Origin of the sequence: Methylocystis sp. JR02 (genome assembly GCF_030063565.1) — a bacterium.
GTDB classification, from domain to species: Bacteria; Pseudomonadota; Alphaproteobacteria; order Rhizobiales; family Beijerinckiaceae; genus Methylocystis; species Methylocystis iwaonis.
Window position 1 is genome coordinate 3,577,435 of record NZ_JASIRC010000001.1, and the last position, 18,478, is coordinate 3,595,912.

An 18,478-nucleotide genomic window follows, 5' to 3' on the forward strand; every position below is an offset into this window, starting at 1 on the left:
CCAGGTCAGCGCCTCGATGCAGGCTGAAGTAGCGCGCCGAAGCTCGAAGTCACGTTGGGGCAGTCGAATTTTCAAGCGCCGCCTTCCTGCGTTGCACAATAGCGGCGCGCCATGGCGCCTCTTGACCAAGGGCCTTGCGCTTCCAAGCTAATCATTATGTCGACCAATACAAACGCGGAACTTTTCGCCTTCGGCGATGCGCTCGGGCCCGCGAAGATCGTCTATTTGCACACGCCATCGGTTGGGCTGCGGGCGATCGTCGTCATCGACAATGTCGCCGCCGGTCCTGCGATTGGCGGAACCCGCATGGCGCCGGACGTCTCGGTCCTAGAATGTTTTCGCCTGGCGCGCGCGATGACGCTGAAGAACGCTGCCTGCTCTCTGCGGCACGGGGGCGCCAAATCGGTTATTTTTGGCGATCCGACCATGCCGCGACACGAGAAGGAGCGATTGATCCGCGCCTTTGCGTGCGCCATCGCGCCGCTTGTCGAATATATCCCAGGGCCGGACATGGGCACCGACGAATTGGCGATGGGCTGGATTCACGATGAAATCGGGCGTGCGGTCGGCCTTCCGGCGGAAATAGGCGGCATTCCGCTCAATGAAATCGGCGCGACGGGTTTCGGCGTCGCGATTGCGGCCGAAGTCGCCGCGCCTTTCGCCGGCCTTTCCTTGGAGGGCGCACGCGTCGTCGTGCAGGGCTTTGGCGCCGTCGGCGAGCATGCGTCGCGTTTCCTCGCAAAGAGAGGCGCGCGCCTGGTTGGCGTCGCGGATATCGCCGGGGCGATCTCGAACCCCGATGGGATCGACATAGAAGTGCTGACGGAACTGAAGCGGGCGGGTAAAAGCGTTTCCGCCTATCCTAAGGCAACAGTCATCCCCGGTGACGCGCTGGTCGCCCTCCCATGCGACATTTGGATTCCCGCGGCGCGGCCGGATGCGCTACGCGCCGACAATGTCGATCGCCTCGCCTGCAAGCTTGTCGTTCAAGGCGCAAATGTTCCGGCGACCAAAGACGCCGAAGCGCGAATGTTCGAACGCGGGATCATCAGCGTTCCGGATTTTATCGCCAATGCCGGCGGCGTGATCGCTGGCGCCGTCGAATATGGCGGCGGCTCCGAGGCGATCGCTTTGGCCGCCATCGAGGAGAAGGTCGGGCGCAACACGCGGCTTACGCTCGAGGGCGCCCTCGCAGCGCATGTTCCGCCCGCCGAGGCGGCGACGAAGCTAGCGACGGACCGGCTTCACAAGATGATGAAACTCAAGCGGTGGCGCTAGGAAATCCGAGCGGGGCTTAAAGAGACCGCTCGATTGCGACGGCCGTCGCTTCCCCGCCGCCAATGCAGAGCGCGGCGACGCCTCTGCGAAGATCATATCGTTCGAGCGCTGCAAGCAGGGTCACGACGATACGCGCGCCAGACGCGCCGATCGGATGGCCGATCGCGCAGGCGCCGCCGTGGATATTCACCTTATCGTCGGGCAAAGCGAGATCGCGCTGGGCGGCCATTGCGACGACAGCGAAGGCTTCGTTGATCTCAAAGAAATCGACGTCTTCCGCGCGCCAAGCGAGCTTGTCCAGGAGTTTTCGTATGGCGGCGATCGGCGCTGTCGGGAATTTGCCGGGAGGTCCGGCGTGGGTGACATGGCGGACGAGCCTTGCGCGTGGCGTTAGCCCATTGCGCTCTGCGTGCTCAAGGCGGGTCAACACCAAAGCGGCGGCGCCGTCCGAGATTGCGCTCGAATTCGCCGCAGTCAATGTTCCATCCGGTCTGAACGCCGGTCGAAGCGTCTCGATCGCCTCGGCGTTGGCTTTTCTGGGAAGTTCGTCGCTGAGAACTTCGGTCTTGGTTTTGGCTGACGTGACGGACGTGATTTCGGCGTCGAAAAGGCCTTGCCGCGCGGCTTGTTGCGCGCGTGTAAGCGATCTCAGCGCAAACGCGTCCTGCATCTTGCGCGTGAATTGATAGTCAGTCGCGCAATCTTCCGCGAAGGCGCCCATCAGTCGCCCCTTTTCATAGGCGTCCTCGAGCCCGTCGAAAAACATATGGTCGAGCGCGCGCCCGTGCCCCATACGAAAGCCCGACCGTGCGCGATCCAGCAAATAGGGCGCGTTGCTCATGCTCTCCATGCCGCCCGCGACTACGAGATCGACGCTCTCGGCCAGGAGCTGGTCATGCGCCGAGATGAGCGCCTGCATGCCGGAGCCACACATTTTATTGACAGTGACGCATCCGGTCTCGACGCCAAGGCCCGCGCCGAGAGCGGCTTGCCGCGCGGGTGCCTGGCCCAAGCCGGCGCTCAAGACGCAACCCATCACGCATGAGTCGATCTGGTCTTTCGGCGCTCCTGCGCGGGTCACAGCCGCTTCAATCGCGCGCGCGCCAAGTTGCGGGGCAGTCACATGGGCCAACTCGCCCAGAAAAGCGCCGATCGGCGTCCGTGCAGCGCCGACAATGACCACCGGGTCTTTCATGCTCGTTCCGCCGCCTCCTGCGTTTGCCCCGCCAATTGATGAAGTGGGGTGGGCGCGCTGATGGGGAAGGGCTGGCGCCTATTGCTGCAAAGAACCGAAATCGGGCTCTGGGTCGCCACGTCCTTCGATAATTTTCTGCACAGCGATGTCGTCGACTTCCTCGAGCGACGACGGAAGCCATCTTGGCGTCTTGTCCTTATCGATGAGCGCCGCGCGTATGCCCTCGTAGAGATCGTGGCTGTCCAGCAGGCTGCAGGCCGCACGATACTCGTTGATGAGACAGGCCTCCAATCTCCCGGCAATCCTCGCGCGCGCTAAAAGCGCGTGCGTGACCTTCAAGCTCGTCGGCGAGTTACGGCGAATTTCCTCGGCTACCTTGCGCCCGAAAGTCGATCCGTTCGAACGTAAATGATCCAGAACGCGCTCGACGCTATCCAAAGCGTTTATGCGTTGCAGCTCTTCTTCATGCCGCTGCAATTCCCCTTTCCCGGCGTCGACCGCGAAAGAGCAAAGTATCCTATCGACATGATTGGCGTTGGGCGCCAGCGTCAACTCTTCGAGGAGCTCGGGGACGCGCGCGGAAGCGACCGTTAAATCACACAGCCCGACACGGATGGCGTCAGCCGCGCCGACGGCAGCGCCCGAGAGCGCCATATAGACGCCGGCGCCGTTTCTTCGCGTCAGCAGCCACGTTCCGCCGACGTCCGGGATGAAGCCGATCCGCGTCTCGGGCATGGCGATCTGCGTGCGTTCGGTCGCAATCCGGCGATTCCCATGCGCAGAAATGCCGACGCCGCCGCCCATGACGACGCCGTCCATCAGCGCGATATAAGGCTTGGGGAAAGCCGCGATGCGCGCATTGAGCGCATATTCCTCTCGCCAAAAGGTCTTGTAATGCTCTTTGCCGTCGTTGCGGCATTCGTAAAGCGCGCGAATGTCCCCGCCGGCGCAGAGCCCGCGGTCGCCTTCCCCGGTGAGCAGCACGGCCACGATATTGGGATCGTCAGCAAAGTCTGCGAGCGCTTGCGCGAAACGCCGGACCATATCCAGCGTCAGGCTGTTCAGCGCCTTTGGCCGGTTGAGCCGGATGCGCCCGAGCCCGTGCTGGCGAGAAACGAGAAGCGACTCTTCTTCGCTCATTTCGTTTCGCTTTCGAGCAGCGAGCGGGCCACGATCAGCCGCATGATCTCGTTCGTGCCTTCGAGGATGCGATGAACCCGCAGATCGCGCACGATCTTCTCCAGCCCATAATCGCAAAGATAGCCGTAGCCGCCATGCAGTTGCAGCGCCTGATCGGCGACCTCGAAACCAATATCTGTAGCCACGCGCTTCGCCATGGCGCAAAGTCGCCCCGCATCCGGCGCGCCGGCGTCGAGCGCCGAGGCGGCGCGCCACAAGAGCGCGCGCGCGGCTTCGAGTTCGGTGGCCATATCAGCGAGACGAAATTGCAGCGCCTGGAATTCGTCGAGCCGGCGACCAAAAGCCTTGCGCTCCTTCATATAGGCGAGCGCATGGTTGAGCGCGCCGTCGGCGCCGCCGATCGAGCAGGCGCCGATGTTCAACCTGCCGCCGTCGAGCGCAGCCATCGCCATTGCAAAGCCGCGTCCTTCGGGCCCGAGCATGCAACTGGCGGGCACTTGGCATTCGTCTAAAATGACCGCGCGCGTGGGCTGCGCATTCCAGCCCATCTTCCGCTCATTGGCGCCGAGCCTTATGCCGGGACTTCCGCCTTCGACGAGAAAGGCTGAGATTCCAGATGGCCCCTCCGCGCCCGTGCGCGCCATCACGAGATAGAGATGCTCATTTCCGCCGGCGCCCGCGCCCGAGATGAATTGCTTCTCGCCAGTCAGAAAATAGGAATCGCCGCGCTTCCTCGCGCGGGTACGCAACGCAGCCGCGTCGGAGCCACAGCCCGGCTCCGTCAGGCAATAGCTCGTGAGGAACTGCATCTTGGCGAGGCGCGGCATCCATGTCTCACGCTGTGCATCGGAGCCGAAGGCGTCGATCATCCAGGCGCACATATTGTGGATCGAGAGATAGGCGGCGATCGCCGGACAGCCTGTCGCCAGCGCTTCGAAAATCAGAGCCGCATCCAATCGAGAAAGGCCCGAGCCGCAGGTGTTTTCTCTAACATAGATCGCCGCCATGCCGAGGTCGGCTGCGGCGCGCATGGTCTCCACGGGAAAAAACTTATCTCTGTCCCAATCATTTGCGAAAGGCGCAATCTGTTCTTGCGCGAACGCCATCGCCATCTCGCGTATCGCAAGCTGGTCGGCGGTCAATCCGGCAGTCGAACACGCGCCCAATCGCAAATCCTCGCCCTTGCCTATGAGAGATTTGTCGCGCAGCGCTGTCCCGGCAAGCCTTCGCCTGCAAGGCGCGCCCGCGCGACCTTGCTCTCCGGTGGTCTGCCGAGGTTCCCGCAGATAAAGCGCGTGGCGTCGAGGAGCTTGTTCAGATCGACGCCCGTCTCGACGCCACACCCATCGAGCATGTAGACCACGTCTTCCGTCGCGATATTCCCAGCGGCGCCGGGCGCAAAGGGACAGCCGCCAAGCCCGGCGATGGAGCTATCGACCACTTCGACGCCGACCTCCAGACAGGCATAGATGTTGGCCAAGGCCTGGCCATAGGTGTCGTGGAAATGAACGGCAATGTGCGCGACGGTGATAGTTTGCGCCACGCGCTCGATCAGCCTCCGCGCGGCGAGCGGCGTGCCGACGCCGATTGTATCGCCGAGCGAAACTTCATAGCAACCAAGCGCGAAAAGGCGCTGAGCCGTTTCGACCACACGTTCTGGATCGACCTTGCCTTCATAGGGACAACCGAGCGCGCAGGAAACATAGCCACGCATCGGCAGCCGCGCGTCTTTCGCCGCTATCGCAACTTCGGAAAATCTTCTGAAGCTCTCGTCGACTCCACAGCCCAGATTATGAAGAGAGAAGCTCTCAGTCGCGGCGGCGAAGATCGTGACTTCGCCCGCGCCGGCCGCGCTTGCGGCAGCGAAGCCCCGGACGTTTGGAACAAGCGCGGCCAGCCTTACGCCTTTTGGAACTTGTACCAACTGCAAGACGTCGGCTGTGCCCGCCATTTGTGGCACGGCTTTCTTCGAGACAAAGCTCCCCGCTTCGATGCGGTTGAGCCCGGCGCGAGAGAGAAGCTCGATGAGCCGCGCGCGCACGGCGACCGGCATGATCGCCGCTTCATTTTGGAGGCCGTCGCGCGGTCCGACCTCGACGATTTGCACGCGAGACGGCAGCGTCACGACGCCTCCGCGAGGCGCACGAGATCGGCGCCCTCGCGAACCGTCTCCCCCTCTTTGCAGTAGATATTCTCGACCTCTCCGTGGCGCGGCGCGGTGAGCGTGATTTCCATCTTCATTGCCTCCAGCATGAGAAGCTGTTCTCCTTTCGAGACCCGATCCCCCGCCTTGACCAAAATGCGCGTTACCCGGGCAGGGAGCGGCGCCAGGAGAGTCTCTTCTCTCGCTTGATCCGTCGCTCTTGGCGCGAACAGGTCCAAGCGTTCAAGCGAATAATTGCGTCCCGCAAGAACGACGACGTAATGTTTTCCCTGCCGAATGATCGCGACATCGCGCTTCACGCCGTCGACGAAGATAGCCCATCTGTCGCCGTCCCGGCTCGTTTGCACTTGAAACGCCTGCGAAGAAGTCTCCAGCAAAAACGCGTTAGCTCCCAGCGGGCGAACGCGCCCCGATAGCGATTTGCCATCCCAGAGAAATGCGACTTCCTGCGACGCGCTGTCGTAGAGGCGCCAGGCGTCAGCCAGGCCCCATGGGGACCAGGGATCGCCAGAAGCGCCGGCGTCTCGTTCTGCGCTTCTGGCTACTTCGTCCAGCCAGGCCGCCGCCGCTGCTGAAAATAGGAATTTTTCGTCTTGAGGCTCGGCGGGCTGCGTCCAGTCCTGGAATGCGCCTATCAAGCTTGTGTCATAGTCGCCAAGCACGAAGCGCGGGTCTCTTACCAGCGCGCGCAAAAAGTCGAGATTAGTAGCGACGCCGACGAGTTCGCAGCTATCGAGCGCTTTTTGCAGCCTCATGATGGCGCTAGCGCGATCTGGACTCCAGACGATGAGCTTGGCCAGGAGAGAGTCGTAATAGGACGAGAGGCGATCGCCGTCCCGAACGCCGGAATCGACTCGCGTATGAGCGTCCTGCTGTGGGAACCGTAGGTGAGCGATGACCCCCGTTGCGGGAATGAACCCTTCGGCCGGGTTCTCAGCGCATATCCGCGCTTCGATTGCACAGCCTCGGGTTTCTATGTCCTCCTGAGCCAGCGGCAGCGTCTCGCCCGCAGCGACGCGGAACTGCCACTCTACGAGATCGAGGCCGCAAATCATTTCGGTAACCGGATGCTCGACCTGAAGGCGCGTATTCATCTCGAGGAAATAAAACGCGCCGTCCTGGATGAGAAACTCTACCGTGCCTGCGCCGACATAGCTCGAATGGCGGGCTGCCTTCGTTGCCGCCGCGCGCATCGAGCGACTCAGATCGGTAGGGAGGGCCGCAGGCGTTTCTTCGATGACCTTTTGGCGTCTGCGCTGCAAGGAGCAGTCACGCTCTGGAAAGGTGACGACAGCGCCAAACGCGTCCGCGAAAAGCTGGACCTCCACGTGCCTTGGATGGGTCAGATATTTTTCGATCATCAATCGACCGTCGCCGAAAGCTGCGACAGCCTCGCGCCGAGCGCTCTCAATGGCGAGATCGAGCTCGCCCGGCGTCGAAACGACGCGCATGCCACGTCCGCCGCCTCCGGCCGACGCCTTGACGAGAACAGGAAATCCGATCGCCGCTGCAGCTTCGGCGAGCAATGCCGTTTCCTGCGCCTCGCCATGATAGCCCGGCAGGATCGGCACGCCGATGCGCGCCATCAATTCCTTGGCTTGCGCCTTGGAGCCCATCAGACGCATTGCCGCCGCCGACGGCCCAATGAACGTAAGCGCCGACTGCTTGCACTCTTCTGCAAAATCCGGGTTCTCGGAGAGGAAGCCGTAGCCCGGGTGGATGGCGTCCGCGCCGCTTCGACGCGTTGCGTCCAGGATTCGATCGATCGATAAATAGCTTTCCTGTGGCGACGGTGGGCCGATGTTAATCGCTTCGTCGGCCACCGCCACATGCAGGGTGTTTTGATCCGCCTCCGAATAGACAGCCACAGTCGCGATGCCCATCCTACGCGCCGTGCGCGCAATGCGGCAGGCGATCTCCCCGCGGTTTGCGATGAGCACTTTTCGAAACATGTCAGGCTTGCCGGCGTGGACGCCAATTTGGCGCACGCCTTTCAAGGAAGCTGCTCAAGCCTTCTGCTCCTTCCAAAGAGGCCCAACGCGCCATAATCACATGCGCGGTTTCTCGCCTGAGCGAGAGATCGATCGGACGTTGCTCGCAGAGCGCGACAAGGCTCTTGGTCTGCGCCTGCGCGCCCGGCGCGCCGGACAACAACGCATCGATCACATGATTGCGCGCCGCCTCGATTTCGTTTTTCTGGGCGATCTGGTGAACAAGTCCAATTTGCAGGGCTCTCTCTGCTGAAATGGGCTCGGCGGTCAGGAACAAGGCGCGCGACGCCCGGGGACCAACGGCTCTTACGACATACGGTCCGACAACCGCGGGCGCCAGCCCAAGCCTGACCTCGCTCATGGAGAACTTTGAGCTGTTGTCGCATATGGCGATGTCGCAGCAAGCGACGAAACCGACGCCCCCGCCGAAAGCAACGCCCTCTATCATGGCCACTGTCGGCTTCGAGAGCGTATCGAGTGTGTGGAACATCTCCGAGAGCGCCAGCGCATCGTCTTCCTGCGCCTCTGGCGAGGCGTTGGCGAGACCGCGCATCCATTCGATGTCCCCGCCGGCGCAGAAATTGCCGCCAGCGCCGGAGAGCGCCACGACACGCACGCGCGCGTCGGAGTCGAGGCGGCGTAATATCGTCGTCAGCTCCAGCATGGAGGCGCGATCGAAGGCGTTGCGTCGATGTGGACGATTGAGCGTCAGATGGACGACCCCGCGTTCGTCGATCGATTCGAGAATATCCATGCAACCTCACATGCGGAACAGACCAAAATGGGTATCCTCGATCTTCGCATTGGCGCTCGCCGACAGCGCCAACGCCAAAACGCGGCGCGTATCGGCGGGATCGATGACGCCGTCGTCCCAAAGCCGGGCGCTCGAATAGAGCGGGTCGCTTTGCCGTTCGTAATTCGCCTGGATCGGCGCAGCGAATTCCCGCTCTTGTTCAAGAGACCATTCTTCGCCGCGCGATTGCATGGCCTGGCGGCGCAGGCGTGAGAGCACCGAGGCAGCCTGGGCGCCGCCCATCACGCCGATGCGCGCGTTTGGCCACATCCAGAGGAAATTCGGCGAAAAAGCCCGGCCGCACATTGCGTAATTGCCGGCGCCGAAGCTGGCGCCGATAACGACCGTGAGTTTCGGCACCGCAGCCGTCGACACCGCCGTCACCATCTTCGCTCCTTCCTTGGCGACGCCTTCCGCTTCGACTTTGCTCCCCACCATGAAGCCGGTGGTGTTCTGCAAGAAGACGAGGGGGATTTTGCGCTGTGCGCAAAGCTCGATGAAATGCGCAGCCTTGAGCGCGCTCTCCGGAAAGAGAATGCCATTGTTTGCGATGATCCCGACGGGATAGCCCCAGATGCGCGCAAATCCGGTCACAAGAGTTGGGCCATAAAGGGCTTTGAATTCGTCGAGCTCCGATCCATCGACAATGCGCGCGATAATTTCCTTGACGTCGAACTGCTTGCGCAAATCGGCGGGAACGGCGCCATAAAGCTCCGCCGGATCGTGGCGCGGCTGCATCGGTGGATTTCCCGAGTGCGCTGCGTGCTGACGCGGAAGTGTGGCGACGGCGTTGCGCGCGAGCACGATGGCGTGCGCGTCATTCTCAGCGAGGTAATCGGCCACGCCCGAGCGTCGGCAGTGCACCTCGGCTCCGCCAAGCTCTTCGGCGCTCACAACTTCTCCCGTGGCTGCTTCGACGAGCGGCGGGCCGGCGAGAAAGATCGTTCCTTCATTTCTCACAATGATCGTCTCATCGCACATGGCGGGAACATAAGCGCCGCCGGCCGTGCAGGAGCCCATCACCACGGCGATTTGCGCAATGCCTTGCGCCGACATTCGCGCCTGGTTGTAGAAAATACGCCCGAAATGCTCGCGATCGGGAAAGACTTCGTCTTGCGTGGGGAGATTGGCGCCGCCGGAATCGACCAGATACAGGCAGGGCAGCCTATTTTGTGCTGCGATCTCCTGCGCGCGCAAATGTTTCTTGACGGTCATTGGAAAATAGACGCCGCCCTTCACCGTTGCGTCATTCGCAATGATCATGCATTCACGGCCGTTGATCCTGCCGATTCCAGCCACGACGCCAGCGCAGGCCAGCTTGCCGTCATACATATCATGCGCCGCGAATTGTCCGACCTCCAGGAAGGGCGACAGCGGGTCGATCAGCGCGTCGATGCGCTCCCGGACGAGCATTTTCCCGCGCCGCCGCTGCCGCTCGCGTGCTTCCTCTCCCCCGCCTTCTCGAATTTTGCGGGAGATGGCGCGCAGCCGTTCGACCTGCGCCGTCATTGCGTCGCGGTTGTGCGCAAATTCTGAGGAACGCGTATCGATCGACGTCTCCAGCGTCGCCATCGTTTCGTTTCCTTCAGGCTGTCTCCTGATACAATTCACGTCCAATAAGCATCCGGCGGATTTCGCTGGTGCCCGCGCCGATCTCATAGAGCTTGGCGTCGCGAAGCAGCCGCCCGGCCGGGTAGTCGTTTGTGTATCCGTTACCGCCGAGGCATTGGATGGCTTCCAGCGCCATCCAAGTGGCGCGCTCGGCCGCGAATAGAATCGCGGCGGCGGCGTCTTTCCGCGTGACATTGCCGAGATCGCACGCTTTGGCGACGGCATAGACGTAAGCTCGCGCCGCGCTGAGCGCCGTATACATGTCCGCAAGCTTGCCCTGCATGAGCTCGAATTCGCCGATCGGTTGGCCGAATTGCTTGCGATCATGGACATAAGGAAGGACGACATCCATGCAGGCGCGCATGATGCCGATCGGCCCGCCAGCAAGCACCGCGCGCTCATAGTCGAGCCCGCTCATCAATACGGCAATCCCTTGCTCGCGAAGCCCCAGCACATTTTCCGCCGGGACGACGCAATTCTCGAACGCCAGCTCGCATGTGTTCGAGCCGCGCATGCCGAGCTTGTCGATTTTGGCCAAGGGCTGAAAGCCCGGAAACGCCTTTTCGATGATGAAGGCGGTAATGCCATGCGCGCCAGCCGAGGCGTTGGTTTTCGCGTAAACCACCAGAACGTCGGCGTCCGGCCCGTTGGTCACCCACATTTTGGCGCCGTTGAGAACGTAAGAATCGCCGCGCTTCTCCGCGCGTAAGCGCATGTTGGCGACATCTGAACCCGCGCCCGGTTCGGACATGGCCAGCGCGCCGACATGCTCGCCAGAGACGAGCCTGGGCAAATAGCGCCGCTTTTGCTCAGGCGAGCCGTTACGATGGATTTGGTTGACGCAGAGATTGGAATGCGCGCCATAAGAGAGACCGACAGACGCCGAGGCGCGGCTGATCTCCTCCATGACGATCACATGCTCGAGATAGCCAAGACCAGCGCCGCCATATTCCGGCGCCACTGTGACGCCGAGAAAGCCGAGCGCGCCGAGCTTTCTCCATAGCTCGCTCGGGAAGGCGTTATCGGCGTCGATCCGCGCTGCGCGCGGGGCGATCTCGCGCGCAGCAAATGTTTCGACCTGCGTTCGCAGAAGGTCCGTGGTCTCGCCGAGATCGAAATCCAGAACCCTGGCAAAATGGCGCATCGCGCCCCGCTCCTTTACGCCAAGCGCCGGCATGACGGCTATATTTGCCAGCGCCGGCCGGTTTCAAGGCGCCGACCGCGCCTTTACTCGGCGTCTGGCTGTGCGGAAGGGTGCGCAGCGCGAAAGGCGGGATGCGCGTCGCAGGCCGCGCCGACGGCGCGCACTTTCGGAAAGACGTCGAGCGGGATCGTGAAGCGCGCCGCATAGAAGAGCTGCGGCGCGAGGCAGAGGTCGGCGATCGTCGGCTGCGCGCCGAAACAAAAGGGGGCGGGGTCGATCAAGCACTCGATCGCCGCCAGGCCGTCGTGCACCCAGCGTTTGCGCCAGTCCGCGATAGCTTGCTCGCTCTGCCCAAGCTCGTCCCTCAAATAGGCGAGCACCCGCAAATTGCCGAGTGGATGAATGTCGCAAGCGACGGCGAGCGCAACGGCCCGCGACTTCGCGGCAAGGATCGGGTCATCCGGAATGAGGCGGGGCGTTGGCTGCAGCACATCGAGATATTCAATGATCGCCAGGGATTGAGTCAGCGTCACGCCATTGTCGAGCTCGAGCGCGGGAACGAGAGCTTGAGGTTTTTTTTCGCGATAGGCTTTTTTCTTTTGCATCCCCCCATCTCTCACGAGATGGACGAAGCGGCGTTCCACCGAAATCCCTTTCATTGCAAGAGCAATGCGCACCCGAAAGGCGGCCGACGAGCGGAAGTAATCATAAAGGAGCATGCTCGGCCTCCAGCGAAAAACATCTCGATAGGCTCGAGATAGGGCTTCAAGCCCGGCGGCGCCGCTATATTTCGTGTTTGTTCGTCTCGCCTCTCGAGAGAGGAAGAAGACAATGGATCCGCTCACGCGACAGGAAGAGGGCGACCTTCTCCCCGGCGATAATCCGATGGGGACGGATGGCTTCGAATTCGTCGAATACGCCCATCCCGATCCCGCGGCGCTCGCCGCGCTGTTCCAGACGATGGGCTTTTCGGCGGTTGCCCGCCATCGGTCGAAGGACGTCACGCTCTTTCGGCAAGGCGACATCAACTATGTTTTGAATGCTGAGCCCGATAGTTTCGGCGCGGCCTTCGCGCGAAGCCATGGGCCGTCTGTCTGCGCGATCGGTTTCCGGGTGCGGGACGCCGCCCATGCATTGCGCCGCGCCGCCGCTTTGGGCGCAAAGGTTATCCCCGCGCATCCGGGTCCGATGGAGCTTCATATTCCTGCGATCGAGGGCGTCGGCGGCGCGCTCATTTATCTTGTCGACCGCTATGGCGCGCGCGGGTCGATCTGGGATGTCGATTTTCGCTGGACCGGCGCCGCCGAGCCGAGGCCCGAGGGCGTCGGTCTCCTCGTGATCGACCATCTCACTCATAATGTCCGGCGCGGACGCATGAACGAGCTTGCCGATTGGTATGCGCGCCTCTTCAACTTTCGGCAAATTCGCTATTTCGACATAGAGGGGCGGTTCACCGGGCTTCACTCGCGCGCGATGACGAGCCCTTGCGGCAAGATTCGCATTCCGATCAACGAAAGCGCCGACGAGACCAGCCAGATCGAGGAATTTATCCACGCCTATAAGGGCGAGGGCGTACAGCATGTCGCCTGCTTGTGCCGGGACATCTACGCGACTGTCGAACGCCTGCGCGAACGTGGGCTCGACTTCATGCCAGCGCCGCCGGATGCGTATTATGAAGCGATCGAAAGACGCCTCCCGGGCCACGGGGAGCCGATCGAGCGACTGAAGCGGCTCGGCATATTGATCGACGGCGCCGAGGGAGCCGCGGGTTCGCCGCCGCGTCTGCTTTTGCAGATCTTCTCGAAGACCGTCATCGGCCCGATCTTTTTCGAGTTCATCCAGCGAAAGGGCGACGAGGGATTCGGCGAGGGCAATTTCCGCGCGCTCTTCGAGTCGATCGAAGAGGATCAATTGCGCCGCGGCGCGCTGAAACCAGCGGAGTGACGCGCGATGTCGGCCTATATGAGCGGCTTCGGCAATGAGTTCGAATCGGAAGCCTTGCCGGGGGCTTTGCCAAAAGGCCAGAACTCACCCCAGCGCTGCCCTTACGGGCTCTATGCGGAGCAGCTCTCCGGCTCGGCCTTCACTGCGCCGCAAGGGTCCAACCGGCGCTCGTGGCTTTACCGCATTCGTCCTTCTGTCATGCATGCGCGAAACTTCCGGGCGGCCGAGCTGCCTCTGTGGGAGACAGCGCCCTGCCGAACGACGCCAGCGCATCCAATCGACCAGATGAGATGGGGGCCGACGCCGCTGCCCGACGGCGCCGTCACCTTTATCGAGGGCGTGCGGATCATGACGACGGCGGGCGACGCAGACGCGCGCATGGGAATGGCGCCGGGCGTCTATGTTGCGACGCGGTCTATGGTCGACGCGTATTTTTTTAATGCCGATGGCGAGATTTTGGTCGCGCCAGAACAGGGCGCGCTGATCTTCGACACGGAATTTGGGCGCATCGACGTGGGGCCGGGCGAAATTTGTGTCTTGCCGCGCGGCGTGAAATTCCGTGTCAGTCTGAAAGATGGTCCTGTGCGAGGCTATTTGTGCGAGAACTATGGCGCGCCATTCGTTCTGCCGAGCCGTGGCGTCATCGGCGCGAATGGCCTCGCCAACGCCCGCGATTTTCTCACGCCTGTCGCCGCTTTCGAGGATAGCCAGCGCCCCTCCGCCATGATGGTCAAATGGGGCGGGCGCTTTTATGTGTGCGATACCCGGGGTTCGCCACTCGATGTCGTCGCCTGGCATGGAAATTACGCGCCGTACAAATATGATCTTAGTCGCTTCTGTCCTGTCGGCGCCTTGCTGTTCGATCACCTCGACCCTTCCATCTTCTGCGTGCTGACCTCGCCGTCCGCTCAAGCGGGCGTGGGCGACGTCGACTTCGTCATTTTTCCGCCGCGCTGGCAGGTCGCTGAGCATACGTTCCGGCCGCCATGGTTCCATATGAATGTCATGAGCGAATTCATGGGGCTTATCTTTGGCGCTTATGACGCGAAGCCGAGCGGCTTCGTTCCAGGCGGCGTCTCTTTGCACAACGCCATGCTGCCGCATGGGCCAGATGCGGCGGCGTTCGAGATTGCGACACATGCGGAGCTTGCGCCCGCCAAGCTCGAAAATACGCTTGCTTTCATGTTCGAGTCGCGCTTGCCGCAGCATCCGACACATTTTGCCCTGACGCTCGAAAGTCGTCAGGTGGATTACGCCGCTTGCTGGGATGGTCTGCTCGACCGGTTCGAGAGGCAGCGGCCATGAAGCTCGCATCCTTGAAAGGCGGTCGCGACGGCAGGCTCGTCGTCGTCTCACGCGATCTGACGCGCGCTGCGCTTGCCAGTGACATCACGCCGACGCTGCAGGCGGCGCTCGACGATTGGGCGCGCATCGCCCCGCTGCTTCAGGCGCTTTACGAACAGGTTGAAGCCGACTCCACGGCGACGTTCCGCTTTCGCGAGCGCGATTGCGCGTCTCCTTTGCCGCGCGCCTTCCAATGGGCGGACGGCTCCGCCTATCTCAACCACGTCGAGCTTGTCAGGAAAGCGCGCGGCGCGGAGATGCCCGCGAGCTTCTTGAGCGAACCGCTCATCTATCAGGGCGGCTCCGATGCTTTTCTGGGGCCACGCGATCCGATCTTTCTGCACAACGCGCAACACGGCCTCGATCTGGAAGCGGAGATCGCTGTCGTCACCGACGACGTGCCGATGGGCGTCGGGCCCGTCGCGGCGCGGGAGAGCATCCTGCTCGTCATGCTCGTCAACGACATCACGCTTCGCGGGCTCGTGCCCGACGAGATCGCCAAAGGCTTCGGCTTTTTCCAGTCCAAGCCCAACTCTGCTTTTTCTCCCGTCGCGGTAACGCCCGATGAGCTCGGCTCGGCCTGGGACGGCGGTAAGCTTTCGCGGCCGCTGCTCTCGTCTATCGATGGCGCGCCCCTCGGTCGACCGAACGCCGGCGCCGATATGATCTTCGATTTTGGACAACTGATCGCCCATGCGGCGCGCACGCGTCCGCTGTCGGCTGGAACGATCATTGGTTCGGGCACGGTGTCGAACCGCGGCGCGGATGGCGGGCCGGGGCTTCCCATCGCGAAGGGCGGCCTCGGCTATTCCTGCCTTATCGAGCAGCGCACCGTCGAGACGCTGACGGAAGGCGCGGCGCGCACGCCTTTTCTCAAAGCCGGCGACGTCGTGCGCATTGAGATGCTGGACGATGAGCGCCATTCGATCTTCGGAGCGATCGAGCAGCATGTGGAGGCGAGATAGCGGCGACATTACCGAGGAAAATAAAGATGCAGGAGCTGACGCATTTTATCGGAGGGCGTCGCGTCCCCGGGCGGTCCGGCCGTTTCATCGACGTTTACGAGCCGATGACCGGCGCCGTCAGGGCTCGCGCGCCGCTGGCTTCATCCGAAGAGGTTCACGCCGCCGTCGCCGATGCGCGGGCCGCGCAGGCCGAGTGGGCGGCGGTCAATCCACAGCGGCGCGCGCGCGTCATGATCCGCTTTCTCGAGATCATGGCGCGAGAGCAGGAGGCCATCGCCAGGCTCCTTGCTTGCGAGCATGGCAAGACGATCGCCGATGCGCGCGGCGATATTCAACGCGGGCTGGAGGTCGTCGAATTTTGCGTGGGCGCGCCGCATCTCCTCAAAGGCGATTACACGAATTCCGCCGGCGCCGGCATCGACATCGCCTCCATGCGCCAGCCCATTGGCGTCGCGGCCGGGATCACGCCGTTCAACTTCCCGGCGATGATCCCGATGTGGATGTTCGCGCCAGCGATTGCCTGCGGCGACGCCTTCATTCTCAAACCGTCGGAGCGCAATCCCAGCGTGCCGTTGCGTCTCGCGGAGCTGATGCTGGAAGCCGGCCTGCCGCCAGGCGTCCTCAACGTGATCAACGGCGACAAAGAGGCGGTCGACGCGCTCCTCGATGATGTCGACGTCGAAGCGATCGCCTTTGTCGGCTCGACGCCGATCGCAGAATATGTCTATGCGCGCGCGACGGGGAACGGCAAAAGGGCGCAATGTTTTGGCGCTGGAAAAAACCACATGGTCGTCATGCCGGACGCCGACATGGACCAAGCTGTCGACGCGCTGGTTGGCGCGGGCTACGGCTCGGCTGGCGAGCGCTGCATGGCGGTTGCCGTCGCCGTGCCGGTTGGCCAATCGACCGCGAAGGAGCTGCTGCATCGGCTGGCGCCGCGAGTCGAGTCCTTGAAGGTCGGGCTTTCGACGGATGAAACGGCGGACTTTGGGCCGCTGATCTCGAAGGCCCATCTCGACAGAGTGCAAAACTACGTTTCGCTCGGTCTTTCCGAAGGCGCCAAGCTCATCGTCGATGGGCGCGGTTTCAAGATGCAGGGTTATGAAAGCGGCTTCTTCATCGGCGGCTGTCTGTTCGACGAGGTCGAGCCCAGCATGCGAATCTACCGGGAAGAGATCTTCGGCCCCGTGCTCTCGGTCGTGCGCGCGGAGAATTACCAACAGGCGCTCGCGCTTGTCGATCAGCACGAATATGGCAATGGCGCCGCCATATTCACTAGGTCGGGCGATGTCGCGCGGGATTTCGCCTCGCGCGCCAAAGCCGGGATGATCGGCGTCAATGTCGCGACGCCGACGCCGCTCGCCTATTACACATTCGGCGGCTGGAAACGCTCTTTCTTCGGCGATCTCAACCAGCATGGCGCAGATGCGTTTCGTTTCTTTACGAGAACGAAAACCGTCACCTCGCGCTGGGCTGGCGGCGGCGGGGAAGGGGCGAATTTCGCCTTTCCGACGATGTCCTGAGCAAGGAGAGCCAATTTGTCTCGCATCGCCTTCATCGGATTGGGCGCCATGGGGCTTCCGATGGCCGCCAATCTCTCGGCGTCGGGCCATGAGATCGCGGGTTATGATTGCTCGGCCTCCGCCCGCGATAAGGCGGCGAGCCAAGGCCTCCGGCTCAGCGACTCAATGGAGCAGGCGGCCGAGGGCGCGGATGCAGTTGTGACAATGCTGCAAAACGGCGGCCAGGTTCTATCTGTCTGGGAGGGATTGCTCGGACTTGCAGCCGATGCGCTCTTCATCGATTGCTCCACCATCGATCTGGCGAGCGCCCGACGCGCCCATGGCCTGGCGCGCGCACGGGGCGCGCTATCGGTGGACGCGCCAGTTTCGGGCGGAGTCGCCGGCGCACAGGCGGGCAAGCTCACTTTTATGTGCGGGGCCCAACTAGAGGCTTTCGAGAAGGCCCAGCCAATCCTGCAAAGCATGGGCGCGCGCATCGTGCATTGCGGCGGCCCGGGGCTCGGGCAAGCAGCAAAGATTTGCAACAATCTGATGCTCGGCGTCGCCATGGCCGCCACGGCCGAGGCTTTTACCCTCGCCGAGCAGCTCGGCCTTTCCAGCCAGGCGCTCTTCGACGTGGCGTCGGTCTCGTCGGGGCAATCCTGGTCGCTGACGAGCTATTGCCCCGTGGCGGGATTGACCCCGGATTCGCCCGCCAACCGGGGCTACAAGGCCGGCTTCCAGACGAAGCTCATGCTCAAGGATTTGAGGCTCGCCGAAATGGCGGCTGCGGGCTCCGGGCTCGAGACGCCCATGGCTTCAGCCGCGGCTCGGCTCTATTCCGATTTCGAGAGCGAAGGGGGCGGGGAAGACGACTTCTCCGGGGTGATTCAGGCGATGCGCCGGCGTTGAGGCGCAAGCAGTCCCCGCAGCGGGGAGCGCAGACGACGCCGAGTGATTGAATTTGTGGCGGAGAGGGAGGGATTCGAACCCCCGATACAGTTGCCCGTATGCCGCATTTCGAGTGCGGTGCTTTCAACCACTCAGCCACCTCTCCGGCGCGCCGATTCGGCCCCGAGGGGCCACAGCTTTGTGGTGAGTGGCCCTTAACACGCAAATCGACGCGTGATCAAGCGGGAGTCGCGCCATTGGCGCAACCGAAACGCCGTTTGGACCTAAAAGACGGAAATTTGGGCGCAAGAGGGATAATTTCGATCTCGGCAATTGCGTTCCGAGCCGCCATGAATATATTGCGCGCCAACGGAGGGGTGGCCGAGTGGTTGAAGGCGCACGCCTGGAAAGTGTGTATACGGGAAACCGTATCGCGGGTTCGAATCCCGCCCCCTCCGCCATTCCATTTCCGTTTGATTGGCTCGCATGCCGCGAGGCTTGCCTGCGTAGCGCTTG

The 18,478-nt window shown here is 62.5% G+C and carries 15 protein-coding genes and 2 tRNA genes; 7 read left to right on the forward strand and 10 right to left on the reverse strand.

Translation table 11 applies throughout. The annotated features are described in order from the left end of the window. The first annotated feature begins 156 nt into the window (after positions 1-156). A complete protein-coding gene (locus QNA11_RS17075; protein ID WP_283483925.1) occupies positions 157-1,278 on the forward strand; it encodes a Glu/Leu/Phe/Val family dehydrogenase in 1,122 nt (373 codons plus the stop codon). Between the two features lie 16 nt (positions 1,279-1,294). Here the strand turns inward: QNA11_RS17075 and QNA11_RS17080 are convergent, their stop codons facing one another. The 9 genes from QNA11_RS17080 to maiA all read right to left on the reverse strand — a co-directional run bounded on the left by QNA11_RS17080 (position 1,295) and on the right by maiA (position 12,035). Continuing rightward, positions 1,295-2,473, reverse strand: coding sequence for an acetyl-CoA C-acyltransferase (locus QNA11_RS17080; RefSeq protein ID WP_283483926.1), 1,179 nt, complete (start codon positions 2,471-2,473; stop codon positions 1,295-1,297). Positions 2,474-2,551: 78 nt separating this feature from the next. Further along, complete coding sequence (locus tag QNA11_RS17085; protein ID WP_283483927.1) at positions 2,552-3,613, reverse strand: enoyl-CoA hydratase/isomerase family protein; 1,062 nt, start codon at positions 3,611-3,613, stop codon at positions 2,552-2,554. Next, positions 3,610-4,779, reverse strand: a complete 1,170-nt coding sequence (locus QNA11_RS17090; RefSeq protein ID WP_502867544.1) for an acyl-CoA dehydrogenase family protein — start codon at positions 4,777-4,779, stop codon at positions 3,610-3,612. The genes QNA11_RS17085 and QNA11_RS17090 overlap by 4 nt, the downstream gene beginning before the upstream one ends. A 20-nt stretch (positions 4,780-4,799) precedes the next feature. After that, positions 4,800-5,738 carry a hydroxymethylglutaryl-CoA lyase gene (locus QNA11_RS17095; RefSeq protein WP_283483928.1) on the reverse strand — a complete coding sequence of 313 codons (939 nt, stop codon included), beginning with the start codon at positions 5,736-5,738 and terminating at the stop codon, positions 4,800-4,802. After that, on the reverse strand, positions 5,735-7,729 hold the full coding sequence (locus tag QNA11_RS17100; RefSeq protein WP_283483929.1) for an acetyl/propionyl/methylcrotonyl-CoA carboxylase subunit alpha: 1,995 nt from the start codon (positions 7,727-7,729) through the stop codon (positions 5,735-5,737). The genes QNA11_RS17095 and QNA11_RS17100 overlap by 4 nt, the downstream gene beginning before the upstream one ends. A 1-nt stretch (position 7,730) precedes the next feature. Next, positions 7,731-8,522 carry an enoyl-CoA hydratase-related protein gene (locus tag QNA11_RS17105; protein ID WP_283483930.1) on the reverse strand — a complete coding sequence of 264 codons (792 nt, stop codon included), beginning with the start codon at positions 8,520-8,522 and terminating at the stop codon, positions 7,731-7,733. Positions 8,523-8,528: 6 nt separating this feature from the next. Beyond that, entirely contained in the window at positions 8,529-10,133 is a 1,605-nt protein-coding gene (locus QNA11_RS17110; RefSeq protein ID WP_283483931.1) for a carboxyl transferase domain-containing protein, read from the reverse strand. Between the two features lie 13 nt (positions 10,134-10,146). Further along, positions 10,147-11,316, reverse strand: a complete 1,170-nt coding sequence (locus QNA11_RS17115) for an isovaleryl-CoA dehydrogenase (protein WP_283483932.1) — start codon at positions 11,314-11,316, stop codon at positions 10,147-10,149. An 83-nt stretch (positions 11,317-11,399) separates the two neighbouring features. Next, a complete protein-coding gene (gene maiA / locus QNA11_RS17120; protein WP_283483933.1) occupies positions 11,400-12,035 on the reverse strand; it encodes a maleylacetoacetate isomerase in 636 nt (211 codons plus the stop codon). Positions 12,036-12,147: 112 nt separating this feature from the next. Between maiA and hppD the strand changes: the two genes are divergently transcribed. Genes hppD through mmsB form a run of 5 tightly spaced genes read left to right on the forward strand, consistent with a single transcriptional unit; the run spans position 12,148 to position 17,983 of the window. Further along, positions 12,148-13,260, forward strand: coding sequence for a 4-hydroxyphenylpyruvate dioxygenase (gene hppD, locus QNA11_RS17125; RefSeq protein ID WP_283483934.1), 1,113 nt, complete (start codon positions 12,148-12,150; stop codon positions 13,258-13,260). Positions 13,261-13,266: 6 nt separating this feature from the next. Continuing rightward, the gene (gene hmgA, locus QNA11_RS17130; RefSeq protein WP_283483935.1) at positions 13,267-14,565 is read left to right on the forward strand and encodes a homogentisate 1,2-dioxygenase; all 1,299 of its coding nucleotides are present in this window, start codon (positions 13,267-13,269) and stop codon (positions 14,563-14,565) included. Next, a complete protein-coding gene (locus QNA11_RS17135; protein WP_283483936.1) occupies positions 14,562-15,569 on the forward strand; it encodes a fumarylacetoacetate hydrolase family protein in 1,008 nt (335 codons plus the stop codon). Before hmgA ends, QNA11_RS17135 begins: the two co-directional genes overlap by 4 nt. A gap of 26 nt (positions 15,570-15,595) precedes the next feature. Further along, positions 15,596-17,092: a CoA-acylating methylmalonate-semialdehyde dehydrogenase gene (locus tag QNA11_RS17140; RefSeq protein ID WP_283483937.1), complete on the forward strand. Its 1,497-nt coding sequence runs from the start codon at positions 15,596-15,598 to the stop codon at positions 17,090-17,092. 15 nt (positions 17,093-17,107) lie between these two features. After that, positions 17,108-17,983: a 3-hydroxyisobutyrate dehydrogenase gene (gene mmsB / locus QNA11_RS17145; protein ID WP_283483938.1), complete on the forward strand. Its 876-nt coding sequence runs from the start codon at positions 17,108-17,110 to the stop codon at positions 17,981-17,983. A gap of 55 nt (positions 17,984-18,038) precedes the next feature. Here mmsB and QNA11_RS17150 read toward each other — a convergent pair. Continuing rightward, a tRNA-Ser gene (locus tag QNA11_RS17150) sits at positions 18,039-18,128 on the reverse strand. A gap of 205 nt (positions 18,129-18,333) precedes the next feature. Here QNA11_RS17150 and QNA11_RS17155 point away from each other — a divergent pair. Beyond that, a tRNA-Ser gene (locus QNA11_RS17155) sits at positions 18,334-18,423 on the forward strand. The last annotated feature ends 55 nt before the right edge of the window (positions 18,424-18,478 follow it).